At 42.1% G+C, this 25,611-nt stretch carries 27 protein-coding genes; 5 read left to right on the top strand and 22 right to left on the bottom strand.

Annotated features, from left to right (window positions below):
- Positions 1-12 precede the first annotated feature (12 nt).
- The 19 genes from AB685_RS13005 to AB685_RS12910 all read right to left on the bottom strand — a co-directional run bounded on the left by AB685_RS13005 (position 13) and on the right by AB685_RS12910 (position 16,406).
- Positions 13-819, bottom strand: coding sequence for a GvpL/GvpF family gas vesicle protein (locus AB685_RS13005; protein WP_047971039.1), 807 nt, complete (start codon positions 817-819; stop codon positions 13-15).
- Between the two features lie 10 nt (positions 820-829).
- Positions 830-1,084 carry a gas vesicle protein GvpG gene (locus AB685_RS13000; RefSeq protein ID WP_047971038.1) on the bottom strand — a complete coding sequence of 85 codons (255 nt, stop codon included), beginning with the start codon at positions 1,082-1,084 and terminating at the stop codon, positions 830-832.
- A complete protein-coding gene (locus AB685_RS12995) occupies positions 1,085-1,852 on the bottom strand; it encodes a GvpL/GvpF family gas vesicle protein (protein WP_047971037.1) in 768 nt (255 codons plus the stop codon). It abuts the gene before it with no gap.
- A 14-nt stretch (positions 1,853-1,866) separates the two neighbouring features.
- Positions 1,867-2,781, bottom strand: coding sequence for a gas vesicle protein GvpN (gene gvpN / locus AB685_RS12990; RefSeq protein WP_047971036.1), 915 nt, complete (start codon positions 2,779-2,781; stop codon positions 1,867-1,869).
- A gap of 25 nt (positions 2,782-2,806) precedes the next feature.
- A complete protein-coding gene (gene gvpO / locus AB685_RS12985; protein ID WP_010195316.1) occupies positions 2,807-3,073 on the bottom strand; it encodes a gas vesicle protein GvpO in 267 nt (88 codons plus the stop codon).
- 71 nt (positions 3,074-3,144) lie between these two features.
- Positions 3,145-3,405, bottom strand: a complete 261-nt coding sequence (gene gvpA, locus AB685_RS12980; protein ID WP_010195314.1) for a gas vesicle structural protein GvpA — start codon at positions 3,403-3,405, stop codon at positions 3,145-3,147.
- Between the two features lie 26 nt (positions 3,406-3,431).
- The gene (gvpQ, locus tag AB685_RS12975) at positions 3,432-3,881 is read right to left on the bottom strand and encodes a gas vesicle protein GvpQ (protein ID WP_047971035.1); all 450 of its coding nucleotides are present in this window, start codon (positions 3,879-3,881) and stop codon (positions 3,432-3,434) included.
- Between the two features lie 37 nt (positions 3,882-3,918).
- Entirely contained in the window at positions 3,919-4,392 is a 474-nt protein-coding gene (gene gvpT / locus AB685_RS12970; protein ID WP_241773290.1) for a GvpT/GvpP family gas vesicle accessory protein, read from the bottom strand.
- 39 nt (positions 4,393-4,431) lie between these two features.
- Positions 4,432-4,686, bottom strand: a complete 255-nt coding sequence (gvpA, locus tag AB685_RS12965) for a gas vesicle structural protein GvpA (RefSeq protein WP_010195308.1) — start codon at positions 4,684-4,686, stop codon at positions 4,432-4,434.
- A gap of 422 nt (positions 4,687-5,108) precedes the next feature.
- Positions 5,109-5,489, bottom strand: a complete 381-nt coding sequence (locus AB685_RS12960; RefSeq protein WP_047971033.1) for a VOC family protein — start codon at positions 5,487-5,489, stop codon at positions 5,109-5,111.
- Between the two features lie 144 nt (positions 5,490-5,633).
- Positions 5,634-7,517, bottom strand: coding sequence for a molecular chaperone HtpG (gene htpG, locus AB685_RS12955; RefSeq protein ID WP_047971032.1), 1,884 nt, complete (start codon positions 7,515-7,517; stop codon positions 5,634-5,636).
- Between the two features lie 164 nt (positions 7,518-7,681).
- Positions 7,682-9,664: a TRAP transporter permease gene (locus AB685_RS12950; RefSeq protein ID WP_053073806.1), complete on the bottom strand. Its 1,983-nt coding sequence runs from the start codon at positions 9,662-9,664 to the stop codon at positions 7,682-7,684.
- A 139-nt stretch (positions 9,665-9,803) separates the two neighbouring features.
- Positions 9,804-10,850, bottom strand: coding sequence for a TAXI family TRAP transporter solute-binding subunit (locus AB685_RS12945; RefSeq protein WP_047971031.1), 1,047 nt, complete (start codon positions 10,848-10,850; stop codon positions 9,804-9,806).
- Positions 10,851-11,031: 181 nt separating this feature from the next.
- Positions 11,032-12,090 (bottom strand): DctP family TRAP transporter solute-binding subunit, encoded by a 1,059-nt coding sequence (locus AB685_RS12935; protein ID WP_047971029.1) that lies wholly within the window; start codon positions 12,088-12,090, stop codon positions 11,032-11,034.
- 9 nt (positions 12,091-12,099) lie between these two features.
- Positions 12,100-12,801 carry a response regulator gene (locus AB685_RS12930; protein WP_047971028.1) on the bottom strand — a complete coding sequence of 234 codons (702 nt, stop codon included), beginning with the start codon at positions 12,799-12,801 and terminating at the stop codon, positions 12,100-12,102.
- Positions 12,794-14,410 carry a sensor histidine kinase gene (locus AB685_RS12925; protein ID WP_047971027.1) on the bottom strand — a complete coding sequence of 539 codons (1,617 nt, stop codon included), beginning with the start codon at positions 14,408-14,410 and terminating at the stop codon, positions 12,794-12,796. Before AB685_RS12925 ends, AB685_RS12930 begins: the two co-directional genes overlap by 8 nt.
- Before the next feature lie 176 nt (positions 14,411-14,586).
- Entirely contained in the window at positions 14,587-15,783 is a 1,197-nt protein-coding gene (locus AB685_RS12920) for an MFS transporter (RefSeq protein WP_047971383.1), read from the bottom strand.
- 166 nt (positions 15,784-15,949) lie between these two features.
- The gene (locus tag AB685_RS12915) at positions 15,950-16,114 is read right to left on the bottom strand and encodes a hypothetical protein (RefSeq protein WP_047971026.1); all 165 of its coding nucleotides are present in this window, start codon (positions 16,112-16,114) and stop codon (positions 15,950-15,952) included.
- Between the two features lie 28 nt (positions 16,115-16,142).
- Complete coding sequence (locus AB685_RS12910; RefSeq protein WP_047971025.1) at positions 16,143-16,406, bottom strand: YtzC family protein; 264 nt, start codon at positions 16,404-16,406, stop codon at positions 16,143-16,145.
- 548 nt (positions 16,407-16,954) lie between these two features.
- On the opposite strand from AB685_RS12910, the gene AB685_RS12905 reads away from it, so the two are divergent.
- Both AB685_RS12905 and AB685_RS12900 read left to right on the top strand, forming a co-directional pair.
- Positions 16,955-17,932 (top strand): TIGR01212 family radical SAM protein, encoded by a 978-nt coding sequence (locus AB685_RS12905; protein ID WP_047971024.1) that lies wholly within the window; start codon positions 16,955-16,957, stop codon positions 17,930-17,932.
- Positions 17,929-18,501 carry a class I SAM-dependent methyltransferase gene (locus AB685_RS12900; RefSeq protein ID WP_047971023.1) on the top strand — a complete coding sequence of 191 codons (573 nt, stop codon included), beginning with the start codon at positions 17,929-17,931 and terminating at the stop codon, positions 18,499-18,501. The genes AB685_RS12905 and AB685_RS12900 overlap by 4 nt, the downstream gene beginning before the upstream one ends.
- Positions 18,502-18,610: 109 nt before the next feature.
- Here AB685_RS12900 and AB685_RS12895 read toward each other — a convergent pair whose 3' ends face one another.
- Together AB685_RS12895 and AB685_RS12890 are read right to left on the bottom strand one after the other, a co-directional pair.
- Positions 18,611-19,681, bottom strand: coding sequence for a tetraprenyl-beta-curcumene synthase family protein (locus tag AB685_RS12895; RefSeq protein WP_047971022.1), 1,071 nt, complete (start codon positions 19,679-19,681; stop codon positions 18,611-18,613).
- A gap of 2 nt (positions 19,682-19,683) precedes the next feature.
- Positions 19,684-20,475, bottom strand: coding sequence for an alpha/beta hydrolase (locus AB685_RS12890; protein WP_047971021.1), 792 nt, complete (start codon positions 20,473-20,475; stop codon positions 19,684-19,686).
- An 87-nt stretch (positions 20,476-20,562) separates the two neighbouring features.
- Between AB685_RS12890 and AB685_RS12885 the strand changes: the two genes are divergently transcribed.
- The 3 genes from AB685_RS12885 to AB685_RS12875 all read left to right on the top strand — a co-directional run bounded on the left by AB685_RS12885 (position 20,563) and on the right by AB685_RS12875 (position 23,385).
- Entirely contained in the window at positions 20,563-21,081 is a 519-nt protein-coding gene (locus AB685_RS12885; RefSeq protein WP_047971020.1) for a gamma carbonic anhydrase family protein, read from the top strand.
- A 589-nt stretch (positions 21,082-21,670) separates the two neighbouring features.
- Positions 21,671-22,210 carry a phosphatase PAP2 family protein gene (locus tag AB685_RS12880; RefSeq protein WP_047971019.1) on the top strand — a complete coding sequence of 180 codons (540 nt, stop codon included), beginning with the start codon at positions 21,671-21,673 and terminating at the stop codon, positions 22,208-22,210.
- Between the two features lie 29 nt (positions 22,211-22,239).
- On the top strand, positions 22,240-23,385 hold the full coding sequence (locus AB685_RS12875) for a glycosyltransferase family 1 protein (protein WP_047971018.1): 1,146 nt from the start codon (positions 22,240-22,242) through the stop codon (positions 23,383-23,385).
- A 21-nt stretch (positions 23,386-23,406) separates the two neighbouring features.
- Here the strand turns inward: AB685_RS12875 and asnB are convergent, their stop codons facing one another.
- Positions 23,407-25,371: an asparagine synthase (glutamine-hydrolyzing) gene (gene asnB, locus AB685_RS12870; RefSeq protein WP_241773289.1), complete on the bottom strand. Its 1,965-nt coding sequence runs from the start codon at positions 25,369-25,371 to the stop codon at positions 23,407-23,409.
- Positions 25,372-25,611: the final 240 nt, after the last annotated feature.

Below are 25,611 nucleotides of genomic sequence, written 5' to 3'. Positions count from 1 at the left end.
AGTCATCCTCACTCATGAAAAGCTTGAGAAGTGATAGGCAGGCCATGGTCCAGTTGGTTCAAACTGCCAACCCATCTCCTCCATTTTCTTTTCAAACTGCTGGATTTCTTCTAAAAACTGTTCCACTTTTGAGGAAGAGATTAGATAGACACTGTTCCAGGTCATGTTTTCTTTCCTGCCTGTCACATCTTTACCCCAATTCCTCTTTACATTCCCCAACAGAACAAAACCTTGGAGGTGTGTATGAATTTCTTCACTGATACGATCTTTTTCTTTTTCGACTTCTTCTTCAATCAATTTATCTAATTTCTTCTTTTCAAAGAATTGTTTTCCTTTGGATAATTGGCTTATTTCTTCTCTTCGCTCTTCTATCGCAGGATTGCTTTGGCTTACTTGTTTCTTTAATAATTCATCATTGCAATATATTTTAAGATTCCATTCCTCATTGCCTTTAAGCAGCGCAAATTTTTCTGTCATCTTGGACTGGTTTTGCTGCACAATATCTCTTAGACTATTTTCATTTTTATATAACGTACAGAACTTTAAAGGTATTACAGTATATAATTTTGATAATCCCATTACTGTTTCATGATGATGAAAAGCTTTTTCCTGCAGCCATTCCATATCACTATTGATTTTCTCTTTGATGATATCCTCTGAATACTCTTTTGCATCCAGTGAACTTACAATAGCGGTTATTTCCCCTATTGATATAGTGTACATTTCACCTTTTCCATCGAACCCTTTCATTGATGGAAGCGGCAGGCTTGCTGATTCAGTAGATGGGACTAACCCATATAAATAAATTAATTCCCCCATTTTATTACCCTCACTTCTTTTTGGTCATCTGCTCCCATTGTTCCATTTCCAGATTCTTGGCTACTTCGTAACGATGCAACAACTCTGCTTCCTTTTCTTTATATGCTTCGTCCGGAATCTCACCAAGTTCATACATCATCTGCAATTGAATGAGCTTTTTTTGAATGGTTGGAAGGTCGTACAGTTCTTTGTCCGCTTCCTCTTTTACCTTCTCGCCGATCTTAATGACAAGATTGATAGGAGCAGATATAATTTTGTGGAGCATTTAAGCGTCCTCAACTGTTAATCTGATATTGACAAAGTTGTAGGCCGGCCATGGACCACTGTAATTGAAATCGACCTTATCCTTCCATTTATCATGAGCATCATTCACTTTTTGATCAAACTCTTCTTCTTTGTCTCTATCAATCAGAAAGGAGGCATTTAACAGCATTTTCTCTCCTATAGGATCATTCACTTTCGATGCTTCAGCTGTATCCTTTAATGGTTGAAAAATTTCTGCTTGCACCTCTTCTTGCAGTGAGAGGAAAAGTTTTTGGGCAGCCTCACCTAGTTGGATTCGCTCATAGTAGCTCGCTGCTTCTGATTTCCCTTTAACTTTCTCTGCCATTTTCCCCATTTTTTCATTACCGCCAGCTAATCCTTCCAACCATTCCTTTTTGCCTATTACTTTTAAGCCCAATTCGATTTTTCCCTTGATTGATGGAAATAGTTTTTCGAATTGAGGATACAGGTTTTCAAGCAGGACTGCTACATCCTCTTTTGAATGAAAAACATTACCGAAGCTGACAGGAATGACTGTATCATTCTGTTTCATCACAAGTGAAATGGCTTGTTGATGCATCATCAAATTTTCTTTATTCGGGTGGTAAATTTTCATTGGTACTTCTGCAGCTACCATGGCAGAGTCCTTATACGAAATTGTGAAGAGTTCTCTTTTCTCCCCTTCCAATTCGATATGACCAAATTCCTCTTCTGCATCTGTCTGAATTCCACAGATGATATATATACCCATTTTCTCTTGGCTCATCATAAGACTCTCCTTTATTACTCACTGACCTTCATATTGTCACAGGCCTTTAATATCAATTTTTCTGCGTCTTTGAGCGGCTCTTCGCTATCCAGACATCTGCTTAATTGATGTCCGAGAATATCCTTGCAAAGTCGCTTGAAATCTTCGTTGTCCCCGTCTATTGGAATATCACCCTCAGATGCCAGCTTGGCAATCATCAGGGAAGCACGTAAACTGGGACCGTTCTTTTTGCATGCTTTCCGGAGCTCTGCTACAAGAGCAGTAATGGCTTTCGCTTCTTCCTCTTTTGTGTCGACTTTCTGCGAAACAATCATTGCTTCCCTATCCACCTCTTTATAATCAACATGGATGGTAATCAATCGGTCCAGCAGGGCATCTTGTGTATGAAAAACACCTGCATATTCATCAGGGTTGCTTGTAAAGATTACTGCAAAATCCGGATGAACCGGTACAAAGGGTTCTGTAAGCTTTGATCCATACAATGGAAGAACGCCTTCCTCCAATATAGATAGAAAGATATTATTTGTCGTTGGTTGAGACCTGGTAAACTCATCGTACACAAGTGTGTAGCCGTTTTTCACAGCTTCCAACAAACGACCGTCCCTCCAAGTTTCTGTTATACTTTCATCTTTTTTATATACGGAACGGATATAGTTATCTACAACCTTTTTACTTGTAAACCCTGTAAAATCACCTATTAAATCCTTATTGTTCAACTCATGATTTCCGTGTATGAGCATAACAGGCTTTTTCCTCTTTTTTGCAAGAGCGAGTGCCATGGAAGTTTTACCTGCACCTGATGGGCCTGTAAAATGAATAGGATATCCGGCCTTTAAATACTGCAGTGAGCGAGAAAGTAAATCCTTCGTCTCAGAATCTTGGATTAATGCCCTTGAATCCTTCTTTATTTTTTCTTTTAAAACCGTCACTCCATTCCCTCCTACTCACCACGTGCTATGCCTCATGTTTAATGGAACTTCTATACCTGATATCACGCCTTTTATAAGAAGTGACTTCTTTATCTTTATTGAGATGGACATCATATATACCTAACATTTCATCTTTTGCATACTTTTTCATATATTCCTTTTCTTCAATTACTTCTACTGTCAGTTTCCATCCCTCGTTGTCACTTTCTTCAACTGAGGTGATTTTATGAAGGGGTGCGACAAATTCATTAAAGAAATCGGCGACATTCCCCATGATTTTTTTGATTTCCATATGGACCTCCTACATAAATAGAAGGGAAAGCCCAGGTGGAGATCCCCCCTGGTTGCTTCCCGTTCTAATATCTAAATACTAAAGCGGGGGCTGCGTTCATTCTGTTGTTCAGGTAGCCCGTTTTCTTCTACTTCATCCCGAAGTAATCCAACCGCTTCAGCGTATCGTAACCAAGTGTCAACACTTGCAATTACGACTCTTGCCTCTACTGTTAAGATTTCAATTCCTACTACTGAAACACGAACAAAGGCATCAATAACAATTCCTTTATCTAAAATACGGTCAATAACCTCTGCTAAACTTGAACTATCTGTACTTTTTTGAACGGACATACATCATTTCTCCTTTCATTCAGTCATCAAGAACCCATCGTCTTAATGTCATTTGAGGATTTAATATTTTTTGAGCTTTTGATATTGCTGGCACCTTTCATATCTGTATAGCTCTTGATGCTCTTCACACCTTTGATTTTGCGGTCATCGTCATTATCATTCGTCGAGGATATTTTTTCTTGGAAATCCTCTCCCGCTTCGACAACTTTACCTACTTTGTCACGAACAGAAAGTAAAGCCTCCTGCGCCTTTTCTTTTCCTTCTTCTGCTTTATCATGAAATTTCTCTGCATTCTCTTCTGTGGTCTCCTGGAGGTTTTCTGTTGCTTCCTCCGCTTTATCTTGTACACTGTCCACAAATTTCTCTTTAGCTTTTTCCTTGACCTTATCTTTAATTTCATCTTTAATCGGCTCGGGAGTGTGCTCAAATACCTTCTTTGCTGCCTTGCCTAATGTCTTTTTAATCTCTTTGTCCATCCAATTACCACCTTTGGATTCATCGAAAGAGTACTAGCTATTTCTTTGAATCCACTAATTCACTAAGCATGCTTTCAATTTTATCGAGGCGATTGTTTATATTTTTATTTTCTTCCTTTATATCTTCAAATTCGGAAGATGTGTCACCGTCTTTAGCATCCTTCTTTTCATTATTTTTTGTTGGATTCAATAGACTTACCACATTTTTACCCATATAGCCTGAAGCCAATTGTTTAATCCCGTTTTGCGCTTGGGCAGCCAGCATCTCTTGCACTGACCTTCTTAATTGATAGCCGGCAACCTTCACCACTTCTGATTCACTGAAGTTTCTATAAATCTTTTTACTTGTTCCAGGACTGGATAGTAAACCGATTCCTGCACCTACCACCCCTCCAATGATTGCAAGGTTAACGGAGTGATTTCCATTATCATTTTTTTCTTCTTGCTGTTCGTTCTTCTCTTTAACTGCCATGTAAACCAACCTCATCCCTTCTGTGTATGAATCTCGCATTTACTTATAAGAGAGTTTTCATTTAATAGGATCAGATGATCAGAAACTGAATTGACCCTCTTGATTTCTATTAGCCAGACCTTCTTCCTGAACTTCATCACGTAAAAGGCCTACCGCTTCTGCGTATCTTAACCATGTATCCACACTTGCAATAACCACCCGCGCTTCTACTGTAAGTATTTCAATACCTACTAATGAAACTCTTACAAATGCGTCAATAACGATTCCTTTATCAAGAATCCGATCAATCACTTCTGCTAGACTTGAACTGTCTGTACTTTTTTGAACACTCATTTACGTATTGCTCCTTTCTACTTTTTAAATGTAGTCATATGATCAAATGATCAAAAATTTTCTTATTTATTTGCTTAGTAGGTATATAACCCATTAATCTCTGTCTAAAACAAGCCAAAAGATGTGATATCTATAAAAATTCCAAGATATTCATAATTTATTTCCCAGTTCAAGATTTACGTAATATTAGAAAGTGATAGGTATCCATATTTCTTGAAGATAAAGGAAAATATTTGAAGTTATATTACAATAACAATACATTTTTCGAAAAGAAGTTTTGAACAAGAAAAAGAGAGAACATGGAAAGACCACGTTCCCTCTTAATGGAGATATCTAAGTTATTGGGTTTACTTAATCACACGGTTTAATTAGGTACTTTTTGCAACAGAAGGAGAATGACAGATTGGTTACCCCTCTTTTCATCAGCAATTACAGACCATCACCACGTTCCCGTCAGGATCCTTGATATTGAACCATGCAGTATCCCCCACTCTTTCTATTTCACGTACCACTTCGATTCTTTTGTTCTGAATAAATTGATATGCCTCGTCAATGTCTGGTGAGTAAAAGTTGAACAATGGTGCGGCGCTTGGTTCATGGTTAAACGTAGGGTCGAATGTATGGTCATCGAGTGTCAGGGAAGTGGTTCCATTCAAGGGGATGTTGTACACAGGAGACTCGACAGTATCAAGGTCCACTTCTAACTCCAGAAGATTGGCGTACCAGTCAGCGGATTTTTTGAGGTTTGTAACATGAATAAATACTCCGTTCATTTGATTTTTAATCGGAATGGTTTTTTGCATTCTTTAATTCCCTCCTTTTTATTTTCCTCTTTTATGTATTCTGGATTCGACGGAGATTTCCTTTGAAAACATTTTCCCAATCAAAAAAAGGCCAACCCCACTCGTCAACGAGCAGGATTGGCCTCGAACTATATTAACTTATTTTCAAACCATCACTTTGCAAATATCATTAGTAAACTCTACTGGATCCTCCAGCGGCAATCCTTCAATCAGCAACGCTTGGCTGTACAATAGGTTCGTGTATAACGCCAGCTTCTCACGGTCGCCTTCATGCGCACTCTTCAACGACGCAAACACATCATGGTTCGTGTTGATCTCAAGCACCTTGTTTGCCTTGATATTTTGGTTATCCGGCATCGCGCTCAGGATTTTCTCCATCTCGATGGTAACTTCTCCTTCAGTCGATAAGCAAACCGGATGAGTTTTTAAACGTTTGGAAACCTTAACAGCTGAAACCTTTTCAGCAAGGATTTCCTTCATCGCCTCAAACAGGTCCTTGTTTGCTTCCTGTTCGGATTCACTCTGTTTATCGTCCTCTTCTGAATCAATGCCAAGGTCTCCGCTTGATACGCTTTTGAACTCTTTCTCCTTGTAGTTCATCAGCATCTTGATGGCGAACTCATCGATGTCCTCTGTAAAGTACAAGATTTCGTAACCTTTATCCGACACAAGTTCCGTTTGCGGCAGCTTTTCGATTCTTTCCTTCGACTCACCAGTTGCATAATAGATGTATTTCTGGTCTTCTTTCATGCGAGAGATATACTCATCCAACGTCACGAGCTTCTTCTCTGTGGAAGAATGGAACATTAACAGGTCTTGAAGCTGTTCTTTGTTCGCACCGTATTCTGCATAGACACCATACTTCATCTGACGGCCGAATGCCTCGAAGAACTTCACATAGTTCTCACGCTCGTCTTTCAGCATACCAAGGAGAGCACTCTTGATTTTCTTCGCAAGGTTCTTCGCGATGAATTTCAACTGACGATCCTGTTGCAACATTTCACGGGAGATGTTCAGTGAAAGGTCCTCGGAATCCACCAACCCTTTCACAAAGCTGAAATGGTCAGGAAGCAGGTCTGCACATTTATTCATGATTAATACGCCACTTGAATATAGCTCTAAACCTTTTTCAAATTCCTTGGAATAGTAGTCGAATGGAATACTCTCTGGAATATAAAGAATCGAGTTATAGCGGATCGTACCGTCCACACTAATATGAAGATGCTTTAACGGCTTGTCGAATCCGTAGTGTTTTTCATTGTAGAATTTCTCATAATCTTCGGTTGTAAGTTCTGATTTATTTTTCCGCCAGATCGGTACCATGCTATTGATGGTCTGCTCTTCTGTCACTTCTTCCAGTTCCTCTTCATTGTCGTCCGCTTTCGGTTTGGACGTTGTTACATCCATCTTAATCGGGTAGCGAATGAAGTCGGAGTACTTTTTAATGATGGCTTTCAGGCGGTACTCTTCCAAATACTCGTCATAGCTTTCGTCTTCCGTGTTCTCTTTTATTTTCAGAACGATTTCGGTGCCAATAGAATCTTTCTCGCCGGGCTCGATCGTGTAGCCGTCCGCACCTTCTGATTGCCATTTGTATGCCTCATCGCTTCCAAGTGCTCTACTTGTCACTGTCACAACATCCGCGACCATAAATGCAGCATAGAAACCGACACCGAACTGTCCGATGATATCATGTCCGTCTTTGACTTCGTTTTCTTTTTTAAACGCCAAGGAGCCACTCTTTGCGATAACGCCAAGATTTGCTTCAAGTTCCTCTTTCGTCATTCCGATACCTGTATCAATGATGGTTAACGTTCTTTCGGCTTTATTAGGGATAACCTTCACGAAGTAGTTGTCCTTATCAAATGTAAGAGAATCATCAGTTAGCGCGCGATAGTATATTTTATCCATCGCATCACTTGCATTGGAGACGAGTTCACGTAAAAACACCTCTCGCTGGGAGTAGATAGAGTTGATCATCATTTCCAGCAGTCGTTTCGATTCAGCTTGAAATTCTTTTTTTGTCATGTTCTAATTTCTCCTTCCGGTTATGTATCATTGTATATTTTAGCACTCTAAGGTAAAGAGTGCTAACACTCTATAAAATAATTATCATATTTGGATAATTTATGTCAATAGGTTAGCAAAAGAAAAGCCAGTACTCTTTTTTATCAGAGTATTGGCTATATAGTTTATACTGCCTTATTAGTCTCCATTGGAGGACCTGATTTCCTTTTAATTCTTTGGATTGCCACAGCTAATACTGCAATACCTAGTGCAATCAAATCTGTCACTAATCCCGCGTTTATTAGGGTGAGAGCTGCTGCAAGCAATAGGATACGAACTAGCAGATTTGTGTTGGTTCCTGCAAACCAACCTTGAACCATAGCTGCTAGGAAGTAGATTCCAACAGATGCGGTTATGGTAGCAACGATGATCTTCCATCCTGCCCCCATCATCATTAGCTCAGGGCTGTAGATGAACATGAACGGTACGATAAATGCCGCAATCCCCAACTTGAATGCTGTTACACCAGTTTTGAACGGGTCAGTTCCTGCAACCCCAGCCGCTGCATAGGCAGCTAGCGCAACAGGTGGTGTGATAGCGGACATTACCGCGAAGTAGAAAACAAACATATGGGCTGCAAGTGGTTCAAGCCCCATTTGTATTAAACCAGGTGCTACAACGGAAGCCGCAACTGCATATGCAGCGGTTGTAGGCATCCCCATTCCTAAAATGATGGAAATGAGCATCGCGAAAACAAGTGCAATTAACATATTGTTATCAGCAATGCTTAATAGTAGGGAACTAAAACGTTGTCCCACACCTGTAAGGGCGATTACTCCAACTATAATGCCCGCACATGCACACACTGCGAGCAATTGAATCGTATTCTTCATCCCCAGCTCCAATGCATAAAGGATCTTTTTAAGACCCATTCTTGTGGAAGGTTGAATCCAACTCACCACTAAGCAGGCAATGATAGAAATGGTCCCTGAACGGATTACAGAATATCCCATTACCAAAGAAGTGATAAGGATAATGATTGGAATAAACAGATATGCCTGTTTGAAAATACCCTTCAAGGAAGGAAGTTCATTGCGTTTCAGGCCACGCATATTATTTTTTATCGCCTGGAAATCCACCATAAAATAAACCGAAATGAAGTATAGAATAGCAGGAATCGTCGCTGCAACTATAATCTCTGAGTACTTGATTCCGGTTACTTCAGCCATGATAAAGGCTCCTGCTCCCATAATTGGAACCATGATTTGCCCACCTGCAGACGCTGTCGCCTCTGTCGCTGCTGCAAAGCGACCGCTATAGCCGACACGTCTCATTAGTGGGATGGTAAGGGAACCGGTCGCTACTGCATTCCCCGCGGAAGTACCATTCATCATCCCCATCAGTCCACTTGAAAGAACCGCAACCTTTGCAGGACCTCCGCGCATTCCTCCTGCCAATGAAAAGGCAAAATCGATAAAATAACGTCCAACACCGGACATTTGAAGAAAAGCACCGAAAACGATGAATAACAGAATATATTTAGAGGACACATCCAAGGTCACTCCGAAAATGCCATTGTCTTTGAAAATATAAGTTACAAACCTTTCGAAACTGTAACCTCTATGGTTAAGAATACCGGGTAAATACGGACCAACGAATGCATACAACGAGAAAACACCTGCAAGAATGGGCAAGGTCCAGCCACTAGTACGTCGAGTTAACTCCAACACTACGATAAACCCTAAGACAGCAACGATAGTATCCTGGGTTTGCGGTACTGTTCCAAATCGACTAAGAACAGCTTGCAGATTCGTATAGATATAAAAAGTCACATATAGAATGGCAGCAATTAATAGCCAATCAAAAATTGAAACCTTGTTGGAGTTGGTTTTCCAACCTTTAAATAAAATAAAACCAAGAACTGCCCCAAATGCCAAGTGAACACTTCTAAAAATCAAAGGATCAATTGGGTGGAAATTAAGAATATATAAATGAAATAACGCACCAAAGACAGCAATTGCCATGAAAGCATACTTCACCCAACCAGTTAGGACCCTCATATTGGAACTGGCATCCACCGCTTCCTCGAGCTCTTTTGCTTTTTCGTCACTGACGATGGATTGAACCCTCTCGTCTTCAGTAACATTCCTGTTCGTCTTTTTGTCCACGGGAAAACCCTCCTTTGTTTCAAAAATTCTTTTATAAAATGGTATTCCAAAAAGTTTCTATATTGCTAAACCCCTTTTGGAATACCATTCTTTAAGGAACATTCCCTCCCCAATACCATTGAAGAGGAAATGTCGTTACTTATTCGTTCTTATATTCCGGTGGATAAACAGATTCAGGCAATTCAATCCCTATTTCCTCATAGTACTTGATTGCACCAGGATGCAAAGGAACCGTTTCATTGAGAAGAATCGCTTCAGGTTCCGCTTCCGTTGCAGAGGAGTGAGTTGTTACTAATAGGTCGTTGTTTTCATGATAGGCTTTCACCAAATCATATACAAAATCAACATTCATCGTTTTGTGGACAATCCCAAAATTGAACTGAGCAATCGTCTCAATGTCGCCATGGTCGATGTTCTCATACGTTCCAGCTTCAATGGTGAAAGGAGTGAAGAATGGAAATTCCTCTATTACCTTGTCACGCTGTTCCCCATCAATTCCGAAAAGCGTTACATCACGCAATGCCGCTACCTCTTGCACAGCAGGGATTGGAAGACCTGCTGCAAATCCGATAACATCAAGTTGGCCGTCCTGTTGTTGAGAGGCCATATCACCTGCACCAGCAAAAACAGGTGTAATGTCTAAACCTAATAACTCATGAATTTGTGGAAGGTATGTTCCCGATGTTCCTCCCATAGGTCCTACACCAGCACGGCTGATCCCCTTATCAATCATATCCTGAATTGATGCAACACCACTGGACTCGAGTGCCCACCAATGGAAAGGAGTATAGTACATCGGAAAAACCACTCGGATATCATCATGCTTGTTCCCATCAAACTCTGTACCTACACCGTTCATCGCTTCATATCCTGGTCCGGTTGTAATCATACCAAGGTCCTGGTCACCATTTTGGATTAAACGGATATTATCAACTGGACCTCCTGTAACCTCAACGTTTGCGGTGACATTTAATTTTGTTTCAAGTAACTGACCAAGTCCACCACCATAGATGTAATACACCCCACCTTGGGAAGCAGTTCCGATAACCACTGTGGATGGTGCATCCTGATACTGAACTTCCGTATTATCACCACTGCTACCTCCCGTTTCATTTCCTCCGCAAGCAGCCGAGAAGATTAACCCCAAACTCGCAACCGAAGCTAACAAAGTGCGCTTAAACTTCATACATATATCCCCCTTTATCTTTTGTCGAACTATTCAAATTATAAAGCGCTTTCATATTTATTTTGTTATTTGCTCTTAAGTTTCTTTTTGATCTTTTTGGTCTTACCAGCTGTCTTCTTATACACAAAGAAAAACCGGACAAAACCCGCCCGGTACTTTCTTCCAAAGAAACCTTATCCACCTATTCCATATCTCCCTCATCTTTCTCCAATAGCTCATCTACGAGTCCGTCTCCGATAAAATCAGAGTACTTCTGATAAACTGGGACCAACTCTTCCCTCCATACATCCTTTTCCTCTTCCGACAAAAAGTGAATTTCAAGCACATTACTGTCTACCAGCTTTTCCAGCATTTCTTGATTGTGTGATTGTGCATATTCACGAAGCCACTTAGTCACTTCCGCCATTGCTTCTTCTATGTTTTTTTGATGATCAAGGGGAAGAGCGTCCCAGTATTCCGAATTCATCAGCACTGCATATCCCAGGTAATTATGATTCGTCACAGTCATATATTCCTGCTGTTTATAGAAGCCTTTGGAATAGATATTGGAGAATGTGTTCTCCGTCCCGTCAATTTTTCCTGAGCTTAGAACCCCATAAACATCATTAAAGGAATGGGTACTTGGTTTTGCCCCAAGATGCTCGTAGGTATCCATTAGAACGTCACTCGGCATGACCCTTACAGCAATGCCTTCTACATCCCAAGGTTTCACTATCGGACGTATCCGGTTGGTAAATTGCTTAAAACCATTGTCCCAATAGGCAAGGGCCTTGTAGCCACGCCTTTCGATGCTTTCAAAAAGCTTTCTTCCCAATTTCCCTTCGAAAGCCTCTTTCACTTCTGTTTCGTCTTCGAATACGAAAGGAAGGTCCATCACCATCCAATTCGGGTCATGTACCGTAACCTCTGAAAATGCAGGCGAAATAATGTGTACATCATTTTCCTGCAATGCTTCAAACTCTTCCTGAGCATCATAGAGGACCCCATTCGGGAAAACCTGAACCTCCACCCATCCATCCGTCTTTTCTCTTACGAGTTTAGCAAACATCGCAGCAGCCAGACCTTTGGGAGTATTTTCTGCAACCACATGGCTGAATTTCAATACATACTTTTCATTTAGTCCTTCCATTTCATGGTCTACCGCTTTCGGTTCTGTACTTGCACCAGTCCCGAATCCGATATAAATTGCAGATATGACACCAAGACATAAAAAGATCAATATGGCAATAAATCCTTTCATTACATCCACCTACCCTTTAAAACGATAAGTTTGAATGGGTCTTCCTATCGTGCCGTATGTAAGTTCCATTTCCACTTTTCCGACAGATTCCAAATAACTCAAATACCTTCTGGCAGTTACTCTGGCAAGTCCTACCTTCTTACCGATTTCTTCAGCTGACTTCGCTTCTTTCAATCCAATCACATACTTGTAGATCTGGTTTAAAGTCTGCTCCTGCAGCCCTTTCGGTAATTTGTCCGTACCTTTACTTATCGGTTCTTTTTTTGCTGATGCCATTACCTCATCCCATTTATCCTGCGAAATAGCGGATTCGCGATACAGTTGTCGGTAAACTTCTTTATATTGGAGGAATGCTTTCTCCATTCGCTCAAAGGTGAACGGCTTTACGATATAGTCGATAACCCCGTTTCTCATAAACACTTTTACTGTATTGGTATCATTTGCTGCCGTCACTGCAATAATGTCCACATCGATCTGTTCGTGTCTAAGCTCCTGTATCAGGGAAAGCCCGTCCTGCCCCGGCATATAGACATCTAATAGAACCAAATCCGGCTGTAATTCTTTGATAAGCTTTTTCCCCTCCACACCAGAAGACGCAACTCCAGACACCACAAAACCATCAATTTTTTCTATAAATAGCTTGTTGACATGCTGGACCATAGGATCATCTTCAATCAACAAAACCTTTATCAGCATCTCTTTTCTAGCCATGGCTCAACACTCTCCTCTTCATCGGCAAGCTTATATTAAATTCCGTTCCTTGATCAGGTTTACTCTTAAGAGAAATTTCGCCGTCCACCCTGGATACGATGGAATGAATGAGAAACAACCCAATGCCCCTCCCTTGCTTCGCCTTAGTGGAATAGCCACGTGAAAATACTTTTTCTGCATCTAAAGAACTCATTCCACTCCCATTATCCTTGACGGAAATCTGCAATTCGGTCGGCGTTTGCTTCAGAAGAATTTTCACTTCCTTACTGCTTCTACTGGATTCATTTAGAGCATCAAAGCTATTATCAATCAGGTTACCGAGAATGACCACCAGATCATGATTTGTAATTCCCTCGGGAAACTCACCGAATTTGCTCTCGGGATTTATTTTTACAAAATACCCAAGCTCCTTGCCACGGCTGATTTTTCCTAACAATAAGCCCATCACATTATCGTCGTGGATATTTTGTTGGAGTGCTTGGGAAATCCCTGTTTCTTCATCCTGTAGTGAAAAAATATACTCCAATGCCTTTGCCCCTTCGTCAAGCTGGATCAATCCTGCAATGGTATGCAGCTTATTGGAGTATTCATGATTCTGAACCCTAAGTGCTTCCACAAATGCCTGGACCCCTGTCAGCTCCTGAGCAAGACGGTTCACCTCAGTTCTGTCCTGGAAAATAGCTAAGGCTCCAACCGTTCTTTCACCCACTGTAATAGGCACTCTATTACTTAAAATCGCTTTATTTTGAACAAATAGATCACGCTGAAAGATAGGCCTACCCAGTTCCAGTATTTCCGGCAGCCTTGTATCAGGAATCACATCTCTTATTGGGGCTCCTACTGCGTCCCCTTCCACTCCTAACATCCTTTTCGCTGCATGGTTGATGACGGTTATCCTCTCCTGATCATCAATTGCAATGACCCCTTCATGGATAGCATTAAATGTAGCTGTCCTTTCAACCAAAACCCTTGCCAGTTCACCCGGCTCCATTTCAAAGGTCTGTTTTTTTATGTGATTTGCCAACAGCCAGGCACCCCATACACCAAACAGTGTGGTAATGAACGCGATTACAATAATCGAATGCAGGTATTCATAAATGATATCTTTCACAGTAGGCAATACATTTCCCACTACCACTACGCCAACTTGTTCTTGTACCTGATCCGGCTTTTTAATCGGAACAAATGCCCGCACAGAGGTAATATCATCCGAGACAGCCGCCTTGGAGATATAAATATGCTCCGTAAAAGCCGGTCCTTCATCTCCCCCGACAAAAGGAGTGTTCACCCTCTCTTGAATCGGATGGGTGAGACGGATCTTATCCATGTTCAATATGACAATATAATCATGATTATTAATGACCCTGATTCGTTCCACTACCGGCCTTAGCAACTCGGAAGCGTTCGGTTCCTCCACATTCTGCTGCACTACAGGGTTGCTCGCCACTACCTGGGCCGTAATCAGCGCCCTTTGCGAGAACTGCTCTTCCTTTACACTTACAATGTACCCAAGGAGGATAATCCCAATGATAAGAAGTGCAAATAAGACAATACCAAACGATAACCCTGTTATTTTCCAACGAATTGGTATACTGATTTTTCTCTTCACATTTTATACCTCATCCGAATATTTTTTGATTATTTCAATAATATCACACCTTAAAAAAATCTTTTTAGCAAAGGTTTGTGCAGTTTATCCTGTAAATACAGGATAAGAGCAGCTCAGCAATACGGAAAACAAAAAAACAGTGCTATTCCTGTTAGAACAGCACTGCTTCTTCATTTCTAAGAGATACTTTTGGAAAGCTCTTTAACCGGTGTTTCCACTTTCAATTTCCTGTCGTAAATGTACGTTGTAAAAATTGCTATCAACATGAAACCCATCAAAACTCCAAACAGCATCCCCATACCGGATAAGTCTACCAATACTCCCCCCATAAAAGGTCCAAGCATTCTACCTCCGGTTGCTGTCGAGTTGACGATTCCTTGATAGAAGCCTTCTCTCCCTTTCGGTGCAAGCTGGTTCGCCACAGTCGGCACGGCTGGCCAAACAAACATTTCCCCGATTGTAATGATAATCATGGCTACAACGAAAGCCGTGTATTGTTCGGCTACTCCCACAACTGCAAACGAGATGATGAATATGACCAATCCCACAATGATCTGTGTTTTAAGCGTTTTTGTATATCTTTTTACAATCCACGAGATGATAGGTTGTGCCAACACGATCATTGCACCATTGATCGTCCATAAAATGCTGTACTGTTTCAGCGAAATACCAAGTGACTGAGTATGCGTGGCGATGGTTGTCTGCCACTGAACATAGCCCATCCAACAAAGGAGATAGCCAATACATACCGTTAACAGGGCATAAAGTTTAGTGTGGTCTTTTATCTTCTTACTCTGATCAAGAATGGAGGTCTGGCTAGTCGGGTTAGCCTGTATTTTTCGATAACCGAATAGTGCTATAGCGAAAAATACAGCGTAAGTGACCGTATTCGCAAGGAATATGTAGTCAAAACGGATATCCGCTACAAGTCCACCGAGTGCCGCTCCGATCGCCACACCTAGATTTTGGGAGACATACATCGCATTGAACGATTTGCGTCCACCTTCCTTCCACACGGAACCTGCCATTGCGTACATGGATGGAAACACAATTCCCGAACCGAATCCAATAATGGTCAGATATACCACATAGAAGTTCCAGGTGTGATTGATGGTCATCCCTATAAGCGCTGTGATGGTGATGGAAATTCCCAAAAGAATGGACCGGTAGCCACCGATTTTATCAAAAAGGACCCCACCGATCAGGTTGCCAATGACGCTTGCCCCCGCATTTACCATCAGAACAAGTCCCGCTATAGAAAGGGACTTCCCGAGGATATCATGAATGTATATTGTATTTAACGGCCATAAAAAAGAAGCCCCAGTTACGTTTATTGCCATTCCAATAACTAATAACCAAAGGGCTCTGGGCATTTTCAACATTTCTTTATGCCCTCCTTCAACCAAATTATTTCGAAATCCAAAATAATTGTAATCCGTTTTGATGGGAGTTTCAATATAAAAAATGTGAAATGGGAAAATGTATTTATTCTGACTTTTGGGGACCAACAAAAAAAAAAGCAGCACCAAGGCTGCTCTCCTACTCATTCTCGCTATGATTTTTTGATCTGACCGGCTGGGCTTTTTTTAGGTTCTTCTGCTTTACTTCCCTCACCGGGTTATACTCTGCACCCATTTCGACTGCGGTATTTTCGGCGTTTCTCGTTTTTTGTTCCGGGTTATTTTGCTTGGAACGTTTCTTCATATTGGAAGTCTCCCTTCAACAATCTTTTTTAATGTCTCAACAATGTCATTTCATTCTGAAGGTTTTGCAGCTGCAGGCGCATGCGGTTCAATTGATCGCGCTGCTGAGCGTTACAGCTTTGGGAAAGGTGCATCAAATCGTTGTATGTTGCCTCAATCTGCTCCTGTGCACTCGTGAACTCGGTATCGTTATAGTGCTCCAACTGCTTCGCTTCGCTGTATTGTGCATGTGCATTGCGCAGTGCATCCTCACATTGTTGAATAAACTGTTCAACTGATTCTCTCGTTGCCATGGTTCTATTCACCCCACAATTTTTCTGTGTACTCCGCTTTATTTTGCACATTTTTTTCAAGTCCATGCTAAAAAATTGACCGGTATTGAAGGTGTGCTTAAATACGTGCTAAAATGATTTGTTAGCATAAGTATTTGCTGGATAAGCTCTGGTAAAGTTAAACGTTGGAAAGATGAAGTCCCTTAGCTGTTGATTGGAGCAATAGGCGTAGACTCCTGCGGGAGAGTAGCGACAATCTTGAGACCCCGCAGGGCAAAACCCGAGGAGGCTCAAGGTCGCCCCACGGAAAGCGAAGCATATTGCGGAAATCAACAGCCGAGTTTAACAGAGCCATTGGATAAGGCTGTTTTCGTAAACGTTGTTGCTTTTTCGTATTTATCAACCAACCGTTATATTCCGTACTGTCGTGCTCTTTTCCGGGTATACAGAGAAACTACATGCCTATTTTAGAGTAGATAAGCTGTAACAAGTCCAATAGCCGACTTTTTACTAGTGAATAGCAACAATCTTTGAGAAAAGAGCCTTGGATAAAAAGAGGAGGAGTACGGATGAACAAAACAACAAAGCAAAATCCGTTTCCATATTCCGTTGAAGATAAACGATATCACACGTGGAATTATCATTTACGTAATCACTTTGGACATAAAGTATTCAAGGTAGCTTTAGATGGTGGCTTCGACTGCCCGAACCGTGATGGTACAGTCGCCCATGGAGGCTGTACGTTTTGCAGTGCGGCAGGGTCCGGTGATTTTGCCGGCAATCGTGCAGACGATCTGCTTACCCAGTTCAATGAAATAAAAGAAAAAATGCACCACAAATGGAAAGACGGCAAATATATGGCCTATTTCCAAGCATTCACCAATACGCACGCACCTGTAGAAGAGCTGAGGGAAAAATACGAAACGGTGCTCAAGCAGGACGGTGTGGTTGGCCTATCGATTGGTACTCGGCCTGATTGTCTGCCAGATGATGTAGTGGAATATTTGGCAGAACTAAATAAACGCACCTATCTTTGGGTGGAGCTCGGCTTGCAGACGGTTCATGAGCGTACAGCTCTGCTGATCAACCGTGCCCATGACTTTGAAACGTATGTGGAAGGTGTCAATAAGCTACGTAAGCATGGCATCCGGGTTTGTTCCCACATCATTGATGGATTACCACTTGAAGATAATAAAATGATGATGGAAACCGCTGAAGCTGTTGCAAAGCTCGATGTGCAAGGAATCAAAATCCACTTGTTGCATCTCCTGAAGGGTACTCCAATGGTAAAGCAGTATGAAAAAGGGATGCTGGAATTCCTGACCTTTGAAGATTACATCCAGCTTGTTTGCGATCAGTTGGAGATACTGCCGCCCGAGATGATTGTTCACCGTATTACAGGAGACGGACCCATTGATATCATGATCGGTCCGATGTGGAGTGTGGACAAGTGGTCGGTTCTTAATGCCATTGATGCGGAACTGAAAAGGCGGGACAGTTGGCAAGGAAAGTATTATGTTGGTCCTGGCGGTGATGACAAACGATGAAATTAGAGCGAGTCTTACCATACAGTAAAAAAATAATGAAGCTTGCCGTGTCAGAGGGCGATATCGCGGTGGATTGTACGGTTGGAAACGGGCATGATTCACTCTTTCTCTCGGAGCTTGTGGGTGAATCCGGCCATGTTTATGGCTTTGATATCCAAGGTGAAGCTTTAAGGAACACTAAAGCTTTATTAGCGGCACATGGGGATGGTCGTCGTGTCACTTTGTTTGAAGCAAGTCATGCAGAAGTGCTGGAGAGAATTCCTGCGGACAAACATGCTCAGATTAGAGGAGCGATCTTCAATCTCGGCTATCTTCCTGGCGGAAACAAAGATATTGTGACGGTGCCTAAAAGCACAATTAAGGCTGTGGACAACCTTCTTTCTGTTATGAAAAAAGAGGCGGTCATCGTGATTGTCGTCTATCACGGACACCCGGAAGGACAGGTCGAACGGGATGCCCTTCTAGAGTACGTCACCAAACTGGACCAAAAAAAAGCACATGTCCTCCAATACCGCTTCATGAACCAAGTGAACAACCCGCCATTCATCATAGCCATTGAAAAAAAATAACAAAGGGATCGGCAGAAAGTGCCGGACCCCTTTGTTACTTTAACGTAGTGAGGGTCAGACCCTCGTTACTTCTTTAAACCACTAAAGCACCCCGCACTCCCTTACATCTTCAAGCCCCACGCCAACTCTGAAATCGGCGATACGCCCTGCCGTTCATGTAGAAGAAGTAGGCGGTACCGCCGCTTGCTTTGATGATGCTTTTGGCCATGGAGGAAATGTCTTTACAGTCGTGAACTTTTCGATCCGAAAGATAGACCCCGAGCAGACCTCGGTTGATAAGGCGATGGAATTTCTCAAAAGGCAAGCCTGCTGTAAAGACGTCCGCCTGCTCCATGAAATGTCTTAATCTGTTCATGAATGCAGTCTCACTTTCATAATAGGTACAGAAATTGAGATCTCCACCTTCCAAATCTTCTTCCTGATCAATGAAATAATCCAGTAGTATATGAAGTCCCTGTATATAAGGAAAGTATCCGCCCACAATCTTTTCCGCATGTTCCGCAGTAAAGGAGTCACGATAAGACTGCGATACCAGACAGAAAATTCCTAAAGTGGATCCGGAGCAAGCAGAAAACTCATACCATTCCATTTGGGGCAGCTCTTTCTTATAAAGCGAAAACCACTCCTCAAGCCTTGGCACTCTCTCTTCCACTACTACATGCTTATGTACCTGCAAATCGCAATAATACCCGGCAAGCTTCACCAAATGCGGGGCTATCAAATTATAATTAGCAAGCGAACTCAGCACCGTCTGACATGTTGTCACCAAATTCGCAAGGTATCCCCCATCCTCCTGCTCTTCCCGAAATCGATAATAATTTTTCAAAGGAGCTCCTACCGTTAATGCATCCGGCATGGATTCATGAAGGGCGGCAAAATCAGCAGGATCCATCGAGGTACTTCTGTCACATAGATTATCCAAATAGTCGCTGATGGTCTGATAAGCAACAATGAATTTCACGGCTTCTCGAAAGTCTGCCCCTGCAAGTAACGATAATATACCTCCGCCTTCACAATGAAAAGATTTCGTCTCAATACTAGCCATCGCTTGTTTCCGAAGCTCCTCATCTGGAATTTCAGACGCCTTCTTCTTCCAATAATCCAACTCCTCATACACAACAGGAAACACATCTCGATACACCCTTTTCATCAAGGAAAAAGGATGAGTGGGTACCTTCAAATTCAGTCACTTCCTTCTATTTGTAAGTCCACAAAAGCTTTTGCATAACGGAAAACGCGATCCCGCTCCGGTTCATTGAAAATTTCGTGATAGAGTCCTTCCCATTCCTTATAGCTTTTTTCTCTTGCTGAAAGGGAATTGAACCATGTCTCTGATGCAAATTTATCGACAATCAGATCGTCGCCTGCCTGCAGAAGTAAAACCGGTACATCCGGGAACTTCTCTATCCCCGTAAAAGCCTGATTCATCGATTGAACCAGCTCACGATACCATCTAACAGATACTTTCGTGATATATAGCTCATCTCCTGCAGCATTTCTTCGGATTTCTTCATTTCTCGTCGCTTTATCGATGGTAAGACCTGTTTTGAATTTCGTTTTTGGTAATATGAAATTAAGCCCTTTGGATAGCACATCCAATCCTTTTGTCGGATGGTGTAACAGCTTCAAACATGGAGAGGACAAGATGACCCCATCCACTATCAGAGGGCTCTTTTCCTGAAGCGTCCGAATAACCGCCAATCCGCCCATGCTATGACCAATGACAAAAACGGGAGGTTTCAACAAATAAGCCTCTTTGATCCACTTTTCCACTTCTTCTATATATTCATCGAAATTATCAATATGTCCTCTTCTTCGTGTGGAAAGTCCTTGCCCAGGCAAATCCCCCATGATGACATTGAATCCGCTTGACTTCCACTGGTCCATCAACCATGTGTATCTCCCGTGATGCTCCTGTGCGCCATGGACAATTACGATGGTACCTTTCGGATTTTCCGCCTCCCATTTCCACATTTCTAAACACTCCCTCAAAAAAAAGAAATTCTTTCTGATATAATATAATAAAATAAAATAATCATTTCTGACAAGCTGGAGGAACTCATGAATAAAATATACCCATATCTTGATAAAAAACCACAGATTGATGAAACCGCCTATCTGGCAGACTTTTCGGTCATCACAGGTGATGTGACCATCGGAAAAGAAAGCAGTATTTGGTTCCACACAGTCATTCGTGGAGATGTAGCTCCGACCATCATCGGTGACAGGGTGAACATCCAGGATCAATCCCTACTTCATCAGAGTCCCAACAAACCATTGATAATAGAAGATGATGTCACAGTTGGGCATCAATGTACACTACATAGCGCATTTGTTCGGAAAAACGCCTTAATTGGCATGGGCTCCATCATTCTCGACGGAGCTGAAATCGGAGAAGGCTCCTTTATCGGAGCCGGAAGCCTGGTCCCACCCGGCAAACGTATTCCCCCAAACACACTTGCATTCGGCCGACCTGCAAAAGTCGTTCGCGAACTGACGGAAGAAGACAAGCTGGACATGGCACGAATCCGAAGAGAATATGTGGAAAAAGGGCAATTTTACAAATCTGTCCAGAACTGATTATTCCTACACACCATCCCATTAACGGGTGGTGTGTTTTTTATTCTTAGTCTGTTTTCTAAAGGCTATTTTCGTAAACTTTGTTGCTTTTTCGAAATTTTAAACCAACAGTTATATTCCTTACTGTCGTGCTCTTTTCCCGGCTGTACTGAATAAACTACATGCCTGTTTTAGAGTAGATATCCTGTAAAAAGTCCAATTGCCGACTTTTTACTAATGAATAGCAAGAATCTTTGAGAAAAGAGCCTTTCTAAAAGATTGTTGATAGTTGCTAAAAAGTTTGACCGTTTCTTTTCGCTGCAGGCACTCGCTTTCCGCGGGGCGGTGCTTGAGCCTCCTCACAACGCTTCAGGGGTCTCAAGTCTACCGCTACCTCCCGCAGGAGTCGAGTGCCTTCCGCTCCAATCCACTTATTTGTCTAAATTTTTCTATAAGCAACAAACTTTGCGGAAACAGCCTATTCTTAAGTTTCTGTTAATTTTCCTTCAGCAAATTCTAACCTTTTCTTTACATAGGCTTATAACTTCCTAAATATTTTCCATCTATAATGATAAATAGAATATAGTACAGCTTAAAAGGGGTTGTGATGATGGTCAAATTACTAGCTAACTTCTATGAATTCGAGTGTAATTTGTTTCGCAGTGTGAATCGTCATTTTGACAGAAAGTATGTAAACTTCTTTTTTCGCAATATCACACATGTTGGTGGGGCGACTTTCACCATTTGCACCCTTTTACTTCTGATCATCTTCAGCAATCATTCACTTAAATATACAGCTATGGCAGCAGGTCTTTCCTTGGCACTCAGTCATATCCCCGTGGCCATCGCCAAAAAAGTTTATCCGAGACGACGCCCTTATCTTGCGCTTGATGAGATAAAAGTGTCGACAAACCCGTTGAAAGATCACTCATTCCCATCCGGTCATACAACTGCTGTCTTCTCTAGCATCATCCCATTTATCTTATTGATGCCGTCTCTAGCAATTTTATTGATTCCTTTGGCGCTGTGCGTAGGTATTTCAAGAATATACCTTGGTCTCCACTACCCTTCTGATATTGCAGTCGGCATGCTGCTTGGAACGAGTACAAGTGTACTGTCTTACATGATGTTTGTTTGGTTATTTTTATAATTGGCTGTTTTAATTAAAGGAGGTTTACCATGAAAATTGCCATTTTTACAGATACATTTGCTCCAGATGTTAACGGTGTAGCTAAAACCTTGAAGCGTTTTACCAATTATCTGGACAGTAAGGGAATGGAGTACAGGGTGTTTGCACCGGAAAGTACAAACAAGGATCTGTTCACAAGCCAAGTTCACCGTTTTGCCAGTCTGCCATTTTTCTTGTATCCGGAATGCCGGCTTGCCTTGCCAAACATGAACTCCGTAAAAGCAGAGCTTCAAGAATTCAAACCGGACCTCATTCATGTTGCAACTCCATTCAATATCGGCCTTTGCGGACTTCACTATGCAAAAAAACTCAACATTCCAGTAGTAGGTTCCTACCATACCGACTTTGACAAATACCTCGAATACTACGACCTTCAATTTCTCACAAAAGTACTCTGGAGCTATATGCGCTGGTTTCATCGCCCGTTGCTAAAAATTTTTGTTCCATCTACCGACACTCAAAATCACCTTAAAAAATATGGGTTCATCAATACAGCCATCTGGCCAAGAGGGGTGGATTGTTCCGTATTTCATCCTGATGCCTCCTACTCGAAACAGCTGAAAAACAAATATAATATCAAAGAGAAATTTTTGCTTTCCTATGTTGGAAGACTTGCACCGGAAAAGGATGTAGCGATTCTTCCTGAAATCCAAGCCTCCTTGCCAGCATCCATCCGTCGCGATGTGCACTGGTTAATTGTAGGTGACGGTCCTTTGAAGCAGGAGTTGCACAAAAAAGCCCCTCCGAATATGACCTTCGCCGGCTTTCAATCAGGACAGAACCTTGCGGAGGTGTATGCCGGGTCCGATCTTTTCGTCTTTCCTTCCGCAACCGAGACCTTCGGGAATGTGGTATTGGAATCATTGGCCTCAGGTACTCCTGTGGTTGGCGCAAATGCCGGCGGAGTTAAAACCATCATTCAGCAAGGGCTGACTGGCCATCTGTGTATCCAAAATGATGCCAAGGCATTCGCTGCAGCCATCACTAGCCTTTTGGTTGATGAAGAAAATCGTGAACAGATGGGCTTGGCCGGACGCCAGTATGCCCTCAAACAATCCTGGGATGCGATTTTCGACAAGCTATTAAAAGACTACAAGAACACATTAGCACCTGATAAACTTCAAGAGCTTGCATAAGATATTAGAAAAAGGAGGCCCTCACGCCTCCTTTTCCGATTCTCCTGAAATAAAATCCCGTAGCTGCCTCTTTCTATCTAAGCTTTTCCTCTTTTCCTCATATACATCATGCCAAACCAAGAACACAAGAATTGTCCAAAGCTTGCGGCTGTTGTCCCGTTTTCCGTTCCGGTGGTCTTCCAGTAATCTTTTCACATAAGCCACGTGGAACCACTGATCTGCCGCTTCACTGTTTTCCAATACCATTACCGCCCATTCGTACAGTTCATCCCTCAACCAGATCCTCAGAGGAACAGGAAATCCGAGTTTTTCCCTATCAACGACATGCGCCGGAACCAGATTCCTAAATGCTTCTCTTAATAGAAACTTGGTCGTGTGTCTATTGATTTTGTTCGGAACCGTTAAGGAGGAGGCTATTTCGAAGACATTTTTATCCAAGAATGGGACCCTCACCTCCAAGGAATGCGCCATCGACATCCGGTCCGCCTTTACTAGAATGTCCCCTCTCAGCCAGGTCATCACGTCAATGTATTGCATCTTGGTAACATCCTCATAGTCTTCCGCCAGTTTATACATGTCACTTGTGATTGCACGAGTAGAGTTCCCCCCTCTAAAGGACTTCCAAACATAGGGCTTTTCCTCTTGAGAGAAAATATGAGCATTTCCAATAAATCTGTCTGATAAATTGGAGCAGCCCCTCGTGATAAAACTTTTTCCTTTCATCCCATCCGGCAATTCCTTCGCAAAGTATCGCAAGCATTTTTTCACGATGGGAGGAAGATAGGAGAACACTTGCAAGGAGTAGGGCTCCCGGTATATATTGTAGCCTCCAAACAGCTCATCCGCCCCCTCCCCTGACAGAGCCACTTTTACATGTTTCCTTGCTTCACGTGCAAGAAAATATAGCGGAACTGCCGCGGGGTCTGCTACCATCTCATCTAGGTGCCAAATGATTTTTGGCACCTCTCTCCGGAATTCCTCTGCCGTGATGGTATATTGGATATTATTGACGCCCAGTGCCTCCGCTGTTTGTGCTGCAATATCCATTTCACTGTAACCTTCCAAATCAAAACCGACGGAGAAGGTGTGGATATCAGGATGAACCTCCTTCGCCAGAGCGACAACTATGGTAGAATCGATCCCCCCCGATAAAAAACTCCCAACTGGAACATCACTTCTCATATGTCTTTCCACTGATTCACGCAGCACATCTTGAATGACTCCCTGAAGTCCTTTTTCAGATTGCCTGATTGGTTGAAAATTCGGGTGCCAATACTCCGTCCATTCTGTTTCGCCACCGGCCCTCTTGGCAAAATAATAGCCTGGCTTCACTCTTTTAACGGAAGGGAAAGCAGTGTCAGGCTCCGGCACATATTGAAAAGAAAGATAGTGTTGCAGGGCGTCCGTTTGGTGTCTTTCATTTTCAGGAAGGCAACCAAGCAGGCACTTCAATTCAGAGGCAAACGCGAAGCCTTCTTTATTTTCCATATAATAAAACGGTTTGATACCAAAAGGGTCACGGGCTCCAAACAGAACCTTTTCCTTGCTATCCCAAATAACAAAGCTGTACATACCTTGAAGTCTATGGACACAGGCCTCCTTTTCCTTTATATATAAAACTAGTAGGACTTCTGTATCACAATCGGTTATAAAGGTACATCCTTCCCGAATAAGTTCTTTTCTCAGTTCTACATAATTGTAGATTTCCCCGTTGAACACAATCTGATAGCGTCCACTCTGATCTGTTAATGGTTGATGTCCCTTCTCGATATCTATGATGTTAAGCCGCTGAAATCCAAGCTGCACATGCTCATCCTGGAAATATCCCTTTTCATCAGGTCCACGATGCTGAATCACTTGAAGCATGGTTGACAAAGACCACTCCGGCAGTTCCTCCCCGTTCTTCATGAATCCCGCAAATCCGCACACACAACCACCCCATTTCAATATTCCTCCGTCTATTATGACGGATAACTGCTTTTCCAAGTTACAAATGTTATTAGTGTTGACGTAGGAAAGCGCATCCTATACTTAGTAGGGAGTTAGGTTTCAAAATATCTAATTGAAGTTTTAAATAAATGCTGTTTTCGTAAACTTTGTTGCTATTTCGTATTTTTTACAACGACCGTTATAACTGTTGCTGTCGTGCTCTTTTCCTGATTATTCGGAGAGATTGCATGATATTTTGAAAGTAGATACACGGTAAAAAGTCCAATTGCCGACTTT

This window comes from Bacillus sp. LL01, assembly GCF_001037965.1.
This window is presented reverse-complemented; position numbering and strand designations above follow the sequence as displayed.

Excerpts from the sequence above, each read along its gene's own strand:
- AB685_RS13005 (WP_047971039.1), bottom strand. The coding sequence starts at position 819 with ATGGGGGAATTAATTTATTTATATGGGTTAGTCCCATCTACTGAATCA.
- AB685_RS13000 (WP_047971038.1), bottom strand. The coding sequence starts at position 1,084 with ATGCTCCACAAAATTATATCTGCTCCTATCAATCTTGTCATTAAGATC.
- AB685_RS12995 (WP_047971037.1), bottom strand. The coding sequence starts at position 1,852 with ATGATGAGCCAAGAGAAAATGGGTATATATATCATCTGTGGAATTCAG.
- gvpO (WP_010195316.1), bottom strand. The coding sequence starts at position 3,073 with ATGGAAATCAAAAAAATCATGGGGAATGTCGCCGATTTCTTTAATGAA.
- gvpA (WP_010195314.1), bottom strand. The coding sequence starts at position 3,405 with ATGTCCGTTCAAAAAAGTACAGATAGTTCAAGTTTAGCAGAGGTTATT.
- gvpQ (WP_047971035.1), bottom strand. The coding sequence starts at position 3,881 with ATGGACAAAGAGATTAAAAAGACATTAGGCAAGGCAGCAAAGAAGGTA.
- gvpT (WP_241773290.1), bottom strand. The coding sequence starts at position 4,392 with ATGCGAGATTCATACACAGAAGGGATGAGGTTGGTTTACATGGCAGTT.
- gvpA (WP_010195308.1), bottom strand. The coding sequence starts at position 4,686 with ATGAGTGTTCAAAAAAGTACAGACAGTTCAAGTCTAGCAGAAGTGATT.
- AB685_RS12960 (WP_047971033.1), bottom strand. The coding sequence starts at position 5,489 with ATGCAAAAAACCATTCCGATTAAAAATCAAATGAACGGAGTATTTATT.
- htpG (WP_047971032.1), bottom strand. The coding sequence starts at position 7,517 with ATGACAAAAAAAGAATTTCAAGCTGAATCGAAACGACTGCTGGAAATG.
- AB685_RS12945 (WP_047971031.1), bottom strand. The coding sequence starts at position 10,850 with ATGAAGTTTAAGCGCACTTTGTTAGCTTCGGTTGCGAGTTTGGGGTTA.
- AB685_RS12935 (WP_047971029.1), bottom strand. The coding sequence starts at position 12,090 with ATGAAAGGATTTATTGCCATATTGATCTTTTTATGTCTTGGTGTCATA.
- AB685_RS12930 (WP_047971028.1), bottom strand. The coding sequence starts at position 12,801 with ATGGCTAGAAAAGAGATGCTGATAAAGGTTTTGTTGATTGAAGATGAT.
- AB685_RS12920 (WP_047971383.1), bottom strand. The coding sequence starts at position 15,783 with ATGCCCAGAGCCCTTTGGTTATTAGTTATTGGAATGGCAATAAACGTA.
- AB685_RS12915 (WP_047971026.1), bottom strand. The coding sequence starts at position 16,114 with ATGAAGAAACGTTCCAAGCAAAATAACCCGGAACAAAAAACGAGAAAC.
- AB685_RS12910 (WP_047971025.1), bottom strand. The coding sequence starts at position 16,406 with ATGGCAACGAGAGAATCAGTTGAACAGTTTATTCAACAATGTGAGGAT.
- AB685_RS12905 (WP_047971024.1), top strand. The coding sequence starts at position 16,955 with ATGAACAAAACAACAAAGCAAAATCCGTTTCCATATTCCGTTGAAGAT.
- AB685_RS12900 (WP_047971023.1), top strand. The coding sequence starts at position 17,929 with ATGAAATTAGAGCGAGTCTTACCATACAGTAAAAAAATAATGAAGCTT.
- AB685_RS12890 (WP_047971021.1), bottom strand. The coding sequence starts at position 20,475 with ATGTGGAAATGGGAGGCGGAAAATCCGAAAGGTACCATCGTAATTGTC.
- AB685_RS12885 (WP_047971020.1), top strand. The coding sequence starts at position 20,563 with ATGAATAAAATATACCCATATCTTGATAAAAAACCACAGATTGATGAA.
- AB685_RS12880 (WP_047971019.1), top strand. The coding sequence starts at position 21,671 with ATGGTCAAATTACTAGCTAACTTCTATGAATTCGAGTGTAATTTGTTT.
- AB685_RS12875 (WP_047971018.1), top strand. The coding sequence starts at position 22,240 with ATGAAAATTGCCATTTTTACAGATACATTTGCTCCAGATGTTAACGGT.